The sequence below is a fragment of the Tepidibacter hydrothermalis genome, assembly GCF_029542625.1.
Taxonomy (GTDB): Bacteria; Bacillota; Clostridia; order Peptostreptococcales; family Peptostreptococcaceae; genus Tepidibacter_A; species Tepidibacter_A hydrothermalis.
Genome location: NZ_CP120733.1, coordinates 64,343 through 79,714 on the forward strand (window position 1 = coordinate 64,343; position 15,372 = coordinate 79,714).

Below are 15,372 nucleotides of genomic sequence, written 5' to 3' on the forward strand. Positions count from 1 at the left end.
GGAATTTAAAATTTTTAGTTAGTAGGAAATTATAAAATTTAAAAGTTATGTTAAGTTAAAGAGTATAAGATTGAAAGGAGGAGGAATATGAGAAGAATTTTGACGTTTTTATTTGTTATGAGCATGGTGCTTAGTCCTATTAATATTTGGGCTGCTCCTCCTGAGTTTTCGGGCGGGGTTAATAATGAGTATGAATATGAAGAGGTTGTGTTTATAAGTGGAGAGCCTGTTAGGTTAAAGGGTGAGATAAAGGTTTCGGAGAGAGTTAAGGATACTGAAGCTAGTATAAGTTATTCTTTTAAGCTTGAGAATAAGGATAAAAAGGCTAAGCTTGATAGGAAGGTTACGGTTAATACTCTTCTTGATAAGAGAGATGATAAGGGACAGACTATAGCTCAAAGTTCTATATCAAAATACAGCGAAAAGATACAAATAGGTGCTGATAAGTATGAGCTTGAGGATTTTCAGTTTTCAAAATCTAATGTTATAGATAATAGACCGGCATCTGATTTTTATAATGGGAATATGCAGGGAAGAAAGTATTATAAGGTTAATAAGGATCAAGGCGAGGTAATAGTAGATATTTCTGGACAAGATGTAGGATATAAAAACTTCTGGGGAAATAGTGAAACTCAGATTATAAACTACTCTATAAGAAATATAAAGGAGAACGATTCAAAAGGATCTTGGGAAGGTCATGTTAAGGCATCAGTATCAGATAGTACTACTAAGGTATTAAAGTACTCTGACAATGAAGCTAATTTCTCAAGTTTTAATGGAGGACATATGAGGATTACTAATCAACAGATGGTATCAAGATATGAGTATGATCTTCCAGAAATAGATAATGGAAAAGTAGATGATGATAAAAGAGATAAAGGAAATATAAAAATGAATAAGGAAATGGTCCCTAAAGTCGAAAGACTTATAGTTCCTAAATTTAGAGACTTAGGTGGACATTGGGCTCAAAGTTATATAGAAAAATTATATTCTCTTGATGTCTTTGATGAAAATGGTGAGTTTTTCTCTCCTGATTTACCTATGAATAGAATGGAATTTACAAAGGCTATGATAAAGTCTTGTGATATAAGGTCTTATATAGAAGAACCTAAGAAAAAAAGATCTAGAAAGGCTCCTCCAGAAGAGCCGGTATTTCAAGATTTAGATACTAAAGATGATAATTATAAGTATGTAAAGAGCGGATATGATAAAGGAATAATACATGGTGAGAATAATAAGTTCAATCCAGATAGAAACTTAACTAGAGCACAAGCTATAACTATAATGGTAAGAGCTTTAGGATTTGAAAATAAGGCACCAACACCAGGATATTATACTAGTTTTTCTGATGATAGAGAAATACCTTATTGGGCAAAAGACAGTATATATATGGCAAAAGAGATAGGACTTATTCAAGGTGATAAGTACAACAAGATAAATCCAAATAAGATTATGTCAAGAGCTGAAGCATCTGCAATGTTGGTTAGATTCTTGGAGTTTCTTGAGAGGGATTTACAAAGAGATTATAGAGAAAATATAATATATTTCAATTAGATAATATTTTTAAATTTGTGTTTAACCCAAAATGAAGCTTATTAAAATACCGCTAATATGTTAAATGTTTTTTTAGAACTAAGAATTACACCTTATTGAATATCCTGAAAGTTCTAAACTCCCTAACGGTCAGACAACGAACTTTCTTGACGGATATTCAAACGATATAATTCAAGTTCTATACAAAAACATTTAAATCATTAGCTAACATTTTAATAAGCTTCATTTTTTAGGTATATTACCAAACTTTGAATATATGAGCTGTATTTTTATGAAGAGTTCTTATGATCTACATAAAATCAAAAGTAGATAACATTTTGATCAATGGAATTCATTAGAATTCGTTGGCGATATGAGCGTAAGTGAATTTTAATGCCCCTTATTTTTTTAATGTGGTTCTTATTAATAAACTAAGAATTTCATATTATTAAATTACTAATACCATATTTATCATTCTAGATTTCTTTTTAAATAGGAATCATTTTATGATAGTATGGTATTTTTTTGTATATGCAAATGTCGTATTTCCGGGGAAATAGTTTTATGTTTGAGGTAATAGCAGGAAATGTGTGTTGTAGTTAGATTTATTGTATATAATATGATAATCTATAGTATATAACTAAAAAACATGGAGGAATTTATTTTATTTTGTCGAAAATATTAGGTACAATAAAATGGATTATAATTGAAAGGGGTATATAGATTGAAAAGAAAAAGTTTATATATAGTTTTATCGCTATTTATTTTTTTTGCTGTTTTTTCTTATTTTGACTCTTTTGAATACGTAGAAAGTAAGTTGGGGGATGCAATTTTTACAAGAAGCAAACTTAAAAATAAATCTGAAATGTCTAAAGTAGATACTAGCAATATTATTATAATTGGAATAGATGATTTGAGTCTTGAAAAACTTGGGCAATGGCCATGGCCAAGAAGTTATCATGCCAAACTAGTAGATATAATATCAAAAGGAAATCCCGCAGCTATAGGAATAGATATTATATTTTCGGAAAGCTCAAATGATATTAATGAGGATATAGCTTTTGCAAAAGCTATTGAAAAATCAAATAAAGTAGTTCTATCGCAGTATGGAATATTTGAAGAAACATCAAAATTAGGACAAATAAATGCATATGATTTAATCGAGCCTATAGAAGATTTAAAAAATAAAGCTTCAGTAGGACATATTAATGTTTTCACAGATAAAGATGGAGTTGTTAGAAGAGAATTAGTTGATTTTAAATATGAAAATGAGGATATAAAAAGCTTTGACTATCAAATATATAATAAATATCTAGAAAGTACTAAAAAAGATGTTGATAAAATAAAAGTAAGCAAAGATAAATCAAATAGAAGATACATAAATTTCGTTGGAAAAGCAAGAGATAACATAGCAGATATTACAAGAAATACAGATGATTTATATACAATTCCTTATAAATTCAAATACATACCTTTTTCAGCTGTACTAGAAGATCAAATTTATCCTGAAATTTTTAAAGATAAAATAGTATTAATAGGACCATATACCTTGGGAATAGACGATTATTATTATACACCTATGGATACACAAGAGAGAATATATGGAGTTGAAATACACGCCAATATTATCCAATCTTATATAGACAATAGTTTTAAACAAAATATTCCTGATCATTTTAATATTATTATTCTTTTAATATTTAGTTTGATAGGATTTATATTATTTGAAATTAAGAGACAAACAAAAGTAATGTTTGTAGTAATACCATGTATATACATATATATTTATATAGCTAAAAGAATGTATAATCAAGGAGTTAGAATTCAGTTGATATATCCAATAGGACTATTAATATCAGTGTATGTAGTTCTTTGGATATTAAACTATATATCAGAAATAATAGAACGAAAAAGAATTACGAATATATTTGGTAAATACGTTGCTCCTCAAGTAGTTAATGAAATAATTAAAGGTGGAGAAGATGTTCTTAAATTAGGAGGAACAAGAAGAGAGATTACTACTTTGTTTGTAGATATTAGAGGATTCACACCACTATCGGAAAAGGCACAAGCAGAAGAAGTGATTCATATATTAAATGATTATTTGGAACTTTGCGAGGAATCTGTTTTTAAAAATGGAGGAACTGTAGATAAATTCATTGGAGATGCAACCATGGCAATTTTCAATGCACCTCTAGACTTAAATGAACATGCTTTTAAAGCCGTAAAAACAGCATGGGATATGAAGATAGGTTCACAAATACTACAAGACACTCTTCAAGAAAGATTTGGACATACCGTTCAATTTGGAATAGGAATTAATACAGGTGATGCAGTAGTTGGTAATATAGGATCAAAACATAGAATGGATTACACAGCTATTGGAGATTCAGTAAATACAGCTGCAAGACTTGAAAGTAATGCAAAAGGTGGACAAATACTTATGAGTAAAGATACATATGAGATGGTAAAAGATAAAATAGAAGCTAAGTATCTTGGTGAAATAAAAGTAAAAGGTAAAGTTAATGGAGTACTAATTTATGAACTGGAGGGAATAAAAGAAGAATATGAAGAAATGTAGACTGATAATTGTTACTATAATTAGTTTTATGGTAATGAACCTGATTGGATTTTCACAAGAATTAGAAATGGATTTATATACTGGAACAGGAGAGTCTGGGTATAAAGATGGAGCTAGATTAGAGTCAAAGTTTAATATGCCTTATGGAATTTTTATGAATGATGATGGTGAATTAATCATAGTCGATTCTTATAATAATAGAATAAGAAAAATTAAAGACGATAAAGTAATAACTATTGCAGGTTTTTGTGAAGAATTAGACTCTATGGGATTCCCATTAGGAGGATACATAGACACTGATCCTTTAAAATCACAATTTAACAAACCAAAGGATGCAGTTATGAATTCTAAAGGAGAAATTTTTATAACAGATACTGGAAATAATGTTATAAGAAAAATCTCAAAGGGCAAAGTATATACTTTTGCTGGAACAGAAGTAGCTGGATATAAAGATGGTAAAAATACTGAAGCACAGTTCAATACCCCTTTGGGAATATCAATTGACAAACAAGATAATATTTACGTAGCAGATAGTTTAAATAATGTTATTCGTAAGATAACTCCAAAAGGAGAAGTATCTACATTTGCTGGTAAGTATAGTTTAGATGGTGGATATAAAGATGGATTAACTAAAGAATCTATGTTTAATGAGCCTAGTGATATTACAATTGATAAAAAAGGAAATATGTACATAGCAGATAGTGGTAATCAATTAATTAGAAAAATAGAAGATGGTGATGTAGCAACAATTGCTGGTTCAATGGGTACTGTTATACATGGAACAAGTTATATACAAGGTGGATATAAAGATGGGTACGGATCAGATGCTAAATTTAATTTTCCTAAAGGTATAGATGTAGCAGATGATGGAACAATTTTTGTTGCAGATACATGGAATAATAAAGTTAGAGCAATAAAAACAGATGGACAAGTTATAACTATATTTAACTCGAATTTTAATGCTCCTGTAGATGTTCTTTATAATTCTGGGTATTTATATATATCTGATATGTGGAATAACGGGATAAAAAGAATAGATATTGATTTAAATAATTTAATAGATATATCTAATGAAAATAAAAAATCAGATGAAATTCAGATATGGGTTAATGATAAAAAAGTGGATGTTTTTGATGCAAAACCTTATATAGAAGAAGGAAAAACTATGGTTCCTATAAGATCTATTTGTGAAGCATTTGGAGCTACAGTCACTTGGAATGAAAAAACTGAAGAAATAGAAGTTAAAAAAGGTGATTTTTATAAAAAGCTTAAATTAAATAAGGATCCTTTTGTTATTAGAAACGGAAGAAGTTTTGTACATATAAGGTACCTTGGAGAGGCCATGGGATTTGATGTGAAATGGATACCTGAATACTACAAGGTAGAAATAAAAGATAAGGAATAGCTCAGTTTTGAAAGGATTGATGAAATAATATGAAAAAAAGTAACAATGTATTTTATAAAGGCCTATTGTTGATGACCATTATATTTTGTCTTTTAGGTAGTGCAGTTTATGCACAAGATGCTTTAAGAAATGCAGAGATTATAGATTTTAATGGAAAAGTTAAAATAATGAAATCTGGAGGGGAAAAAGCTTTTAAACCTTCTAAGAAAATGAAATTAAATCAAGGAGATAGGATAATAACAGGAGAAAAATCTTGGGTAAAAGTTAAGATAGATAAAAATAAGGAATTGAAAGTTTTAGAAAGTAGCTATGTCAGTATCAGCGAGTTAACCGAATCAATTGATTCAAATACAAATAAAACTAAACTCAATTTAGTAGGAGGTCGCGCTTGGGTTAATATTAATAAAAAATTAAATACAGGTTCTAAATTTGAGGTAAAAACTCCAACTGCAATTATGGGGGTAAGAGGAACTAAATTCTATGTAAGTCAAAATGATGGAAAGACAGATGTGACGGTTTTAGAAGGTGTAGTTTCTACAAAGACACGTAAAAAGGTTGTTAAAGAAGATGGAAGTATAAAAGAAGTTGAAAAAGAAGCCTTTGTAGGAAAAAATGAGAAAGTTACAGTAAGTAAAGATAAAGAAATGGGAAAAAAAATAAAAGCTACTGTACAAAATATGGACTTAGAATTATTGAATATAATAGCTGAAGATCATGAAGTAATAGATAAAGAGTGGTCAGAAAAAATAGATGAAATAAAAGAAGAGATTAAAGTAAAAAGGAAAAAAGTAGAGGAAATAAAAGAAAAACTAAATGAAAACAATGGTTATGATAAAACAATTAAATTTGATATTGAGATAAAAAGTAGTAATCAAAGAAAAAAGAGAAGATCATCAAATAAAAATAGTTCTAATTCATCTATAGCTGTTAAATCAATATCTCTTAATAAAGAGATATTAACTTTAGAAGAAGGAGCAAATGAACAATTAAGTGCAACAGTAGAACCAAATAATGCAACAAGCAAAGAAGTAACATGGAAAATAGACGATCCAAGTATAGCAACAGTAGATACAAATGGATTGGTAACAGGTATAAAAGCAGGACAAACAACACTGACAGTGAGTAGTGCAGATAATACAGCAACAGCAACATGTACGATAGACGTAAAGGAAATATTAGTAGATAAGATAACATTAAATAAAGAAACAACATCGATAGAAGAAGGAGCAACAGAGCAATTAAGTGCTACTATAGAACCCAATAATGCAACAAACAAAGAATTAACATGGAATATAGAAGACCCAAGTATAGCAACAGTAGATACAAATGGATTAGTAAGAGGTGTAAAAGCAGGACAAACAACGCTTACAGTAAGTAGTGCAGATAAAAAAGTAACAGCAACATGTACAATAGATGTAAAGATAAAAGAAACAATAGTATTGAATAAAGAAAAAATATTTGTGGAAGAAGGATCGACTTATGAGTTAAATGCTTCTATACAACTAAATGATGAAGCAAACAAAGAATTAATATGGGAAGTGGATGATCCAAGTATAGTAAAACTAGATGAACCTGGGCCAAGAGGTGATACTCCAGATTTAGGAGAATCAAATTTAAGTAGAATAATAACTGGTTTGAAAGAAGGACAAACTGTAGTAACGGTAAGTAGTGCAGATAAAACAATAAAAACAACATGTACAATAATAGTACAATCAAAAAACACAGTTTCTATAGAAGGTATGACTAGCGGAGTAATCATAGAAGAAGAATTAACAAAAGAATCTGGGCGTTTTGGTTCTTTGTTAGAACAAGGAATAGATGTAAAAACTGAAGAAATTAAATATAGTATTAAAATAAATACAAATAAACCTGAAGGGACAAATGTAAGTTCGGATTTAAAAATATTTACGGATACTAGTTCTATAGATATGAACTTGAGTACAAGTACAGTAGTAGATGAAAATGGTTATATAAATTTAGAATTTATTGTACCAAAACACGATATGGGAGAGAATAACTGTGTATTTGTTAAATTGAATAATTTGATTATTGATAATGAAATAGACAATTCTTTTGAGGATTATATAATGAGTTATCTTGATCTACCGTTCATTATGCCAGATCCAGCGTAAATATATAAGGAGGCTGTATGGAAAAATTAATAATTTGTATTTTACTTATTTGTCAAATTATAACTTGGAGAATAATTAAAAATAAGAACAATAGAATCTTAATATTAGAAAAATACGATAAAATAGGTAAAAAGATAACTTCAAATATAAAAATCAAAGATTTAATGGAAGAAGTTATGCAAACGGTAAAAGTAGAGACACAGGCAGAGGCATGTTCTTTATATATAATTGATGAAGAAAAACAAGAACTTTGGTTTGAAGTAGCATTAGGAGAAAAAGGAGATAAACTAAAACAAATAAGACTTAAAATTGGAGAAGGCATAGCTGGATGGGTAGCTAAAGAAGGAAAAAAATTAAATATAGAAGATGTAAATAAAGATACTAGATTCAAAAAAGAGATAAGCAAAAAAATAGAGTTTAAAAACAAGGCTATGCTTACAATGCCTATAAAATTTAAAGATAGAGTGATTGGTGTAATTCAGGTTATAAATAAAGAAGGTGGAGGTATTTTTACTCAAAAGGATGAAAACTTCATTGAAGGAATATCTAGTGAAATATCTATAGCTCTTCAAAATGCTAAACTTTATAAAGAAATGAAAGACTTATATCTTCATACAATTCAAGCTTTAGCAGCTACTATAGATGCTAAGGACCCATATACAAAAGGTCATTCTCAAAGAGTAACGAAATACGCTTTAGAGATAGGAAAAGAAATGAATTTAACGGATAATCAATTACAAGAACTAGAGTATATGGCTATTTTGCATGATATTGGGAAAATAGGAATAAAAGATTCTATATTAAACAAAGAATCAAGTTTAAATGATGAAGAGTTTGAGATAATGAAAACTCATCCTACAATAGGTTCTAAAATTTTAGAAACTATGGGATCGTTAAGTAAAATTATACCAGGTGTAAAATATCATCATGAAAAATATGATGGAACAGGTTATGCAAAAGGACTTAAAGGAAAAGAAATTCCATTAGAAGCTAGAATAATATCTGTTGCTGATACTTATGATGCTATGACTACAGATAGACCTTATAGAAAAGGTTTGGCTCATGAAGTAGCAATGAATGAAATAAACAAGCATTCGGGAACACAATTTGATCCAGAAAGTGTAAAATACTTTAATATAGTAATGGATAGAAAGATGGTAAGCCATAATGAATGTTAGTTTTTTTCTTGTCTTTATATTAGGACATTTAGTAGGTGATTTTGTTTTACAAACAAACAAAGTAGCTATAATGAAATCAACTAGCAAAAAAGGAGTGTTTATACACTCGCTTATAGTTTTTGTTTCACAGGCTGTACTTTTAAGTATTTATGGAATTAATGGAATAATAGCATCACTATTAAATTTTATAATTCACTACAGTATAGATTCTTTAAAAGAAAATATAAATAAACATATTAAAAAATATAAGTTTATTATATTTGTGTTAGATCAAATAATACATATAGTAGGTATTTATATACTCTCTTTAAATTTTGGATTAACTAATAATATATTAATGATTGATTTGTCACTAATAAAGATATTGATCACTATAATTGTGTTAACTTATGTATCAAGTGTAATGGTAATAATATTAATCAGAGATATAGATTCTAGCTTGATTGAAAAGAGATTTTTCAAAAAGAAGGAGAGAATAATAGATGCGTTGACAAATTTAATGGTATGGTTGTTATTTTACTTACCACTGTTTTGGAGTATTAGTTTGGTAATATTACTTTTTTACTTCTATCAAAAATATCAAAAGGAATTTTTTGATTATAACTTAAAGATTATTGCTATTAAGTATTTTGTTTTTATAATAATAAGTTATTTGTTTTTAGGTGGTTAATAGCAAAATGAAGCTTATTAAAATACCGCTAATGTTGTAAATATTTTTAATAAAACTATTTAAATGATTAGCTACCTAGATTTCGTATAAACGAAATTCAGGTAGCTACTTTTTGATTTTATGTGGGTTATTAAAACTATATATGAAAATACCGTGAATGCAACGATATTTTGAATACAACTAAGCTTTTATCTTATTAATAATCCTAAAATTTACGAACTCCCTACGGTCAAACACGCAAATTTTTTAACGGATTATTAAACGCTAAAAACTAAGTTATATTAGTCAAAATATCTAAAAACACTCACTAACATTGTCATATATAGTTTTAATAGCAAGCATTCTATTACAAAGTCAAACTTTATCTCACTATTGTGACCATGGAAAAAACATAAAAAAATAATACCATATCCTTATAAAAGAATTCCCCTGATTAAAAAGAAATTTATAATAAAAAAGGTGGTATTATTTATGAAAAGAATAAAATATTTTGTTTATCAAAAGATGATAACCATAATAATGTCAATTGTAATGGGCTGTGAATGTATGAAAGATATAAATGAAAAGCTAGGAATTGAAAAACTATAAGCAAATTTATTTAACATGGATAGTTTCCCTGACCAATCTCAAATTAATATTCTCTTAAGACGAATGAATGCTACAAATATATCTCAACTTGAATATATGAGTGGGATTTGAATAGATATTTTTGATAACACATATAAAAGTAAAAGGAGATAACATCCTTTTATATACAAATTAATAATAGAAATAAGTAGTATTAGAGTAGAGGATGATGTCGCATTTCCGGGGAAATATGATAAATATATTTGTATTTGATAGATTTTAATGTAAAATAGAGGCTATAATTTATATTTAGCAAAGAAAGATAGATTAACAACAGAGATTTATTTTGGGTATATATCAAGCCTTTTATATACTAAGGTATTATAAAATTTTTATTTTACGGATAACTTATTTAAAAGGCTACACTTGTAACTATTTTTAAGAAACAGAGTCCCGAGACTTGTTGGCGACATGAGTCACCGTGTTAGGGAGTAGATGAATTTTTTTATTCAATGTAAGTAATTTATATATTTTTAAAGAAATAGCAAAATGATATACAATTTTGAGGCTATATGTTATTATTCCATATAGAATGTAAATTTTAACCAGGAGGGTTTTTTATGACACCTTTTTATGGGATATCTAATGAAAAGAAAAGAGTTAATATAACTATATTAGGCACTTCTGATGTTCATGGTAGATTTATGCCTTGGCATTATGCTTCTGATACAGAGAATAAGGCTGGAAGTCTAACTCAAATATATAGTGCTGTTCAGGAATTTAAAAAAGATAATGCTAATATTATATTAGTTGATTGTGGAGATGTTATTCAGGATAATTTCGTAGAAATATTTAATAGATATGATGAAAATCCTATGGTTATAGGTATGAATGAGATCGGTTATGACACTTGGACAATGGGTAATCATGAGTTCAATTTTGGGACTGAAGTTTTAGATAGAATAATATCTAAGTTCGACGGAACTGCTCTTTCAGGAAATATTTACAAGGAAGATGGCTCGAGATATTTAGATGGTTATAAGATAATAGAAAAAGGTGGAGTAAAGGTTGGTGTTATAGGGATGACTACTCCTATGATAGTTGAGTTTGAAAATGATAGTGATCATTTAAAAAATCTAGTTGTTAAGCAGCCTATAGATGAGACTAAAAAAATAATAGATGAACTTAAAGGAAAAGTTGATGTTTTAGTTGGAGTTATGCATATGGGAGAAGATAACGAAAATAATATTTCAGGAACAGGTGTTATTGATATGGCTAATACTTGTCCAGAACTAGATGTTATAATAGCAGGTCATATGCATAAGAATGTAAGTAGTAATACTATAAATGGAGTTTTAATTACCGAGCCTTATAAATATGGTAGGTGTATATCAAAGGTTGATTTGACTTTTGAAAGAGATAGCGATGGAGTTAAATTAGTAGATAAAAAATCTAAAACTATAGATGTTAAGAATTATCCCTCTGATAAAAATTTGGAGAAAAAATTCGAGAACTTTCATAATATACTTAGAAAAAATGCTAATGAGGTTATAGGAGAGCTAAAGGGAATGAATATGGTTGAAGATGATGAGATTGAAGGTATTCCAACTGTTCAGGTTAAGCCTACACCACTTGTGAATTTCTTTCATGAGATTCAGCTTTATTATAGTAAGGCTGATGTTGTGGCAATAAGTATAGATAATGATAGGGCTAAACTTGATATTGGAGATATTAAGAAAAAGGATATAGCTTATAATTATCAGTATACTGGTGGAGAAGTTACTGTTTATGAAGTTACAGGTAAGGATTTGAAGGATTATATGGAATGGTCAGCAGATTATTTTAATACTTTAAAAGAAGGTGACGTTACAGTCAGTTTTAATCCTAAGAGAAGAGCTTCAAAGTATAGTACTAATGATATATTTGGTGGAGTTACGTATAAGATAGATCTAAGTAAGGAAAGTGGAAATAGAATAGTAGATCTAAAATTATTAAATGGAACTGATATAGAGAATGATACTAAATTAAAGTTAGGCATGAACTCTTATAGGATGGCCAAGTTAATAAGAGAGGGTGGTCCATTAGAAGGAAGAAGCTTTCCTATTCTTTGGGATTCAAAAACTGCCTTTGGACAAAAACAAGGAACTATAAGAAATCTTTTTATAAAATATATTAAGGAAGTTAAAAATGGAGTAATAGAGCCTAAATTAAATAATAATTGGGAGATAATAGGGTTTATATAAAAGATATAAATAAGCATGTCCGTTTATATATTTAAATTCCATATATAGATATGAGTGATATATATGGAGGGTTAGTTATGAAAAATTTGCCGCTTGTACCTTATGATACTTTAAGAACTTTAATAAATGGAAGCTTTACATCTAAGCAAATAGATTACTTCATTAATTTATGCAAAATATGTGATAGTAACGGAGCAATAAAAGAAAAGAGCATGAACTCTGTTATAAACAAGATAGATATCTATACATCTTCTAGAGCTACTGGTTATAGAGCTATGAATAGATTTATAAAAGAGGATATTTTATTGATAAATGAAGATGGAGATATAGAGATAAAAGGATATAAAGCAGGGTTTAAAAAAGGTTCTAAGGGAATTATAGTTATTCCTATGTTTTGTTTTAGTATGGAATTTAAAAAACTTGGTAAGTTAGAAAAAAGAGTTGCTCTTTATTTGATTGGTCAAATTAGAAAGCTTAATAAGATAAAGTATTTTACGGTTAATATAAACAAGATGGTTGATCTATTTGGTATTTGTTTTTCGTATGTACATAATACTCTCGATAGTATTAGTTCTTTTTTTGATTTTTCTTTTTTTCATAATCAAACTGTATGTAGGGCAAATTATAAAGAAGAGTATCTTTTACATAAATTTATATTAGAAGATATGACTGAAGATTTTAAAGAGAATCATGAGCACAGTGAAAAAGGAGAGTCTATAATAAGTCTTGTGTATTCTAAGGATATAGATAAGCTTTTATTAGATAGAAAGAAATCTTTATATATAGAAGAATTGAATGAATATGTTGTAAGTAAAAAAGAAGTAGGAGTAGAGAATAATATAGATATTATATTAAATAATCTCTATAGATATGGTTATAAAGAAATATCACATATATTAGACTTGCTTGCATCTAAGTTAAGACAGTTTTCAGATCCAATAATACATTTTAATGCTTACTTAAAAACTTTAATTGAAGAGAGTGTATGATCTTGTACCCATATTATTTTATGATAATGTGGTTATTTTTTTGCAAAAAAATAATACACAGGTTTTGTCTCAAAATATTATATAAGAACAAGATATCAACATTATTGTGTATTGTTATTTGAGTTATTAACAGTAGGTTGTTTTAATATTATATTTATCAAATATTTTTGTTTTATTTTATGACTTATACACAAGAATTTGTACTGATTCTATATTTTGATAGATGTGTAAATGCTGGTATTACTAGGTTGTAAGTAGGTGTATAGACTTTAGATTGTTATATTTTTTGATTGGTATATTTATGATAGCTATATTTTTGAATGAATATATAAACATTATTAGGATTAAAAATTAAAACAAACTCATATATTTATAACGTCATATAGTATATACATGACAAAAAAGATCTTATTATAAAAGGGGGGAACTATGTTAACTAATAATAAGAAGCTTGAGTTTTATGGTGGGGAATGGATGTCTTTTATACCGTTTATAGTATTTATAGTGCTTATTGTTATGACTACTTTTGTAGCGGGTTCTATTTCTAATGGAGCACTTTGGATTCCTGCTTTTATGGCACTTATTGCAGCGTTTTTCTTTGCGAAAGATAAGAAACTTTATAGTGAAGTGATTATTAATGGTATGGCTAGTAAAGAAGCAATTATTCCTGTAGTATGTTGGATATTTGCTGGTGTATTTTCTAGAATTCTTAGAGAATCAGGTCTTGCATCGGGTATTGCAGGTATGTCAGCATCATTTGGTATAAGAGGTACGTTTTTTATAGTAGTATCATTTATTTCTTCGGCGGTATTTGCAACTGCATCAGGTACTGGATTTGGTACTATTGCAGCAGGGATGGGAGTTTTGTATCCTGCTGGGATAGCATTAGGCGCACATCCTGCATTATTAGCAGGTTCTATTGTATCAGGTGCAGCTTTTGGAGACAATTTAGCTCCTGTTTCTGATACTACTATTTGTTCTGCTACATCGCAAGGAGTGGATGTTCCTGGTGTTGTAAAATCTAGACTTAAATATGCACTTACAGCAGCTATTATAACATTGGTAGGCATTATAGTATACGGAATGAGTTACAGTGGGGAAGTAGCTTCTGTTGGAACAATTGAATATAATTCTATGACACTTTGCATGTTGATACCTGTTGCTATTACAATATGGGTTGCTATAAAGTCAGGGGATATTATTATAGCAACTACTATAGGTACTGTACTGGCAAGTATTACTGCAGTAATGTGTGGATTAATAGATTTTATTCAGATAGATCCAGCACAAGATGTAACTAAAAATGCTTTATTTAGAGTTGTAGGTTCGGGTCTTGATAGAACTGTTGATGGAGTTATTTATACTGGTATAAATAGTATGATTCAAGTAGTTATGTTGGCAATATTATTGTTTGGATCTATAGCAATTATGAGAGCTGGCCATGGCGATGTGAAATTGCTTGAATCTCTTGGCAAAATTGCACGTGGACCAAAGGGTGCTGAATACTCTATTATGCTTATGACAAGTTTTCTTTCGGCTATAATGGGGTTAAATGCACCAGCTATACTTGCTGTTGGAGCGTCATTTGCAAAACCTCTTTCAAGAAAGCATGGGATTAGTCCATATAGAACAGCCAATCTCCTTGATGCAACTTCTTGTACGTTGGTTTATTCTTTGCCATGGACTCCGGCTATTATCTACACTATAGGATTTACAAGAGATAGTATTCATCCATTAACTGCAATGGAAGTAACACCGTTTGTGTTCTATGCATTTGCAATGTTAGCTGTTATGATTGTAAGTGTTGCGCTAGGTGTTGGTAGAAAGGATAATATGAAATAAGAACTATATTATAATCAGTAATTGAATAAATTAACTTTTAGAAATTTAAAAAGGTGATAATCAGTATTTTAGTTGGTTATCACCTTCTGGTATAAATTCATAATAAATATTGGAAAAAAATTCTAGTGTGGTAAAATATAAAAGGAGAGAATTAATACAATTTATTGTGGGAACAATTTAGTATATATCTAAATAATATATATTAAACTTAAATACTATTCAGAAAGGAAGT

General features: G+C 28.7%; 9 protein-coding genes. All 9 read left to right on the forward strand.

What is annotated here, in order from left to right:
- The first annotated feature begins 87 nt into the window (after positions 1–87).
- Positions 88–1,554, forward strand: coding sequence for an S-layer homology domain-containing protein (locus P4S50_RS00190; RefSeq protein ID WP_277732491.1), 1,467 nt, complete (start codon positions 88–90; stop codon positions 1,552–1,554).
- 703 nt (positions 1,555–2,257) lie between these two features.
- Positions 2,258–4,114 (forward strand): CHASE2 domain-containing protein, encoded by a 1,857-nt coding sequence (locus P4S50_RS00195; protein ID WP_277732492.1) that lies wholly within the window; start codon positions 2,258–2,260, stop codon positions 4,112–4,114.
- Positions 4,101–5,519 carry a stalk domain-containing protein gene (locus P4S50_RS00200; RefSeq protein WP_277732493.1) on the forward strand — a complete coding sequence of 473 codons (1,419 nt, stop codon included), beginning with the start codon at positions 4,101–4,103 and terminating at the stop codon, positions 5,517–5,519. Before P4S50_RS00195 ends, P4S50_RS00200 begins: the two co-directional genes overlap by 14 nt.
- 29 nt (positions 5,520–5,548) lie before the next feature.
- Positions 5,549–7,651 (forward strand): Ig-like domain-containing protein, encoded by a 2,103-nt coding sequence (locus P4S50_RS00205; protein WP_277732494.1) that lies wholly within the window; start codon positions 5,549–5,551, stop codon positions 7,649–7,651.
- Positions 7,652–7,668: 17 nt separating this feature from the next.
- Positions 7,669–8,829, forward strand: coding sequence for a GAF and HD-GYP domain-containing protein (locus tag P4S50_RS00210; protein WP_277732495.1), 1,161 nt, complete (start codon positions 7,669–7,671; stop codon positions 8,827–8,829).
- Positions 8,819–9,499, forward strand: coding sequence for a DUF3307 domain-containing protein (locus P4S50_RS00215; protein WP_277732496.1), 681 nt, complete (start codon positions 8,819–8,821; stop codon positions 9,497–9,499). Before P4S50_RS00210 ends, P4S50_RS00215 begins: the two co-directional genes overlap by 11 nt.
- A gap of 1,187 nt (positions 9,500–10,686) precedes the next feature.
- Positions 10,687–12,309: a bifunctional metallophosphatase/5'-nucleotidase gene (locus P4S50_RS00220; protein WP_277732497.1), complete on the forward strand. Its 1,623-nt coding sequence runs from the start codon at positions 10,687–10,689 to the stop codon at positions 12,307–12,309.
- A gap of 77 nt (positions 12,310–12,386) precedes the next feature.
- Entirely contained in the window at positions 12,387–13,298 is a 912-nt protein-coding gene (locus tag P4S50_RS00225) for a hypothetical protein (protein ID WP_277732498.1), read from the forward strand.
- 429 nt (positions 13,299–13,727) lie between these two features.
- Positions 13,728–15,140 (forward strand): Na+/H+ antiporter NhaC family protein, encoded by a 1,413-nt coding sequence (locus P4S50_RS00230; protein WP_277732499.1) that lies wholly within the window; start codon positions 13,728–13,730, stop codon positions 15,138–15,140.
- Positions 15,141–15,372 lie beyond the last annotated feature (232 nt).

Excerpts from the sequence above, each read along its gene's own strand:
- P4S50_RS00190 (WP_277732491.1), top strand. The coding sequence starts at position 88 with ATGAGAAGAATTTTGACGTTTTTATTTGTTATGAGCATGGTGCTTAGT.
- P4S50_RS00200 (WP_277732493.1), top strand. The coding sequence starts at position 4,101 with ATGAAGAAATGTAGACTGATAATTGTTACTATAATTAGTTTTATGGTA.
- P4S50_RS00205 (WP_277732494.1), top strand. The coding sequence starts at position 5,549 with ATGAAAAAAAGTAACAATGTATTTTATAAAGGCCTATTGTTGATGACC.
- P4S50_RS00210 (WP_277732495.1), top strand. The coding sequence starts at position 7,669 with ATGGAAAAATTAATAATTTGTATTTTACTTATTTGTCAAATTATAACT.
- P4S50_RS00215 (WP_277732496.1), top strand. The coding sequence starts at position 8,819 with ATGAATGTTAGTTTTTTTCTTGTCTTTATATTAGGACATTTAGTAGGT.
- P4S50_RS00220 (WP_277732497.1), top strand. The coding sequence starts at position 10,687 with ATGACACCTTTTTATGGGATATCTAATGAAAAGAAAAGAGTTAATATA.
- P4S50_RS00225 (WP_277732498.1), top strand. The coding sequence starts at position 12,387 with ATGAAAAATTTGCCGCTTGTACCTTATGATACTTTAAGAACTTTAATA.
- P4S50_RS00230 (WP_277732499.1), top strand. The coding sequence starts at position 13,728 with ATGTTAACTAATAATAAGAAGCTTGAGTTTTATGGTGGGGAATGGATG.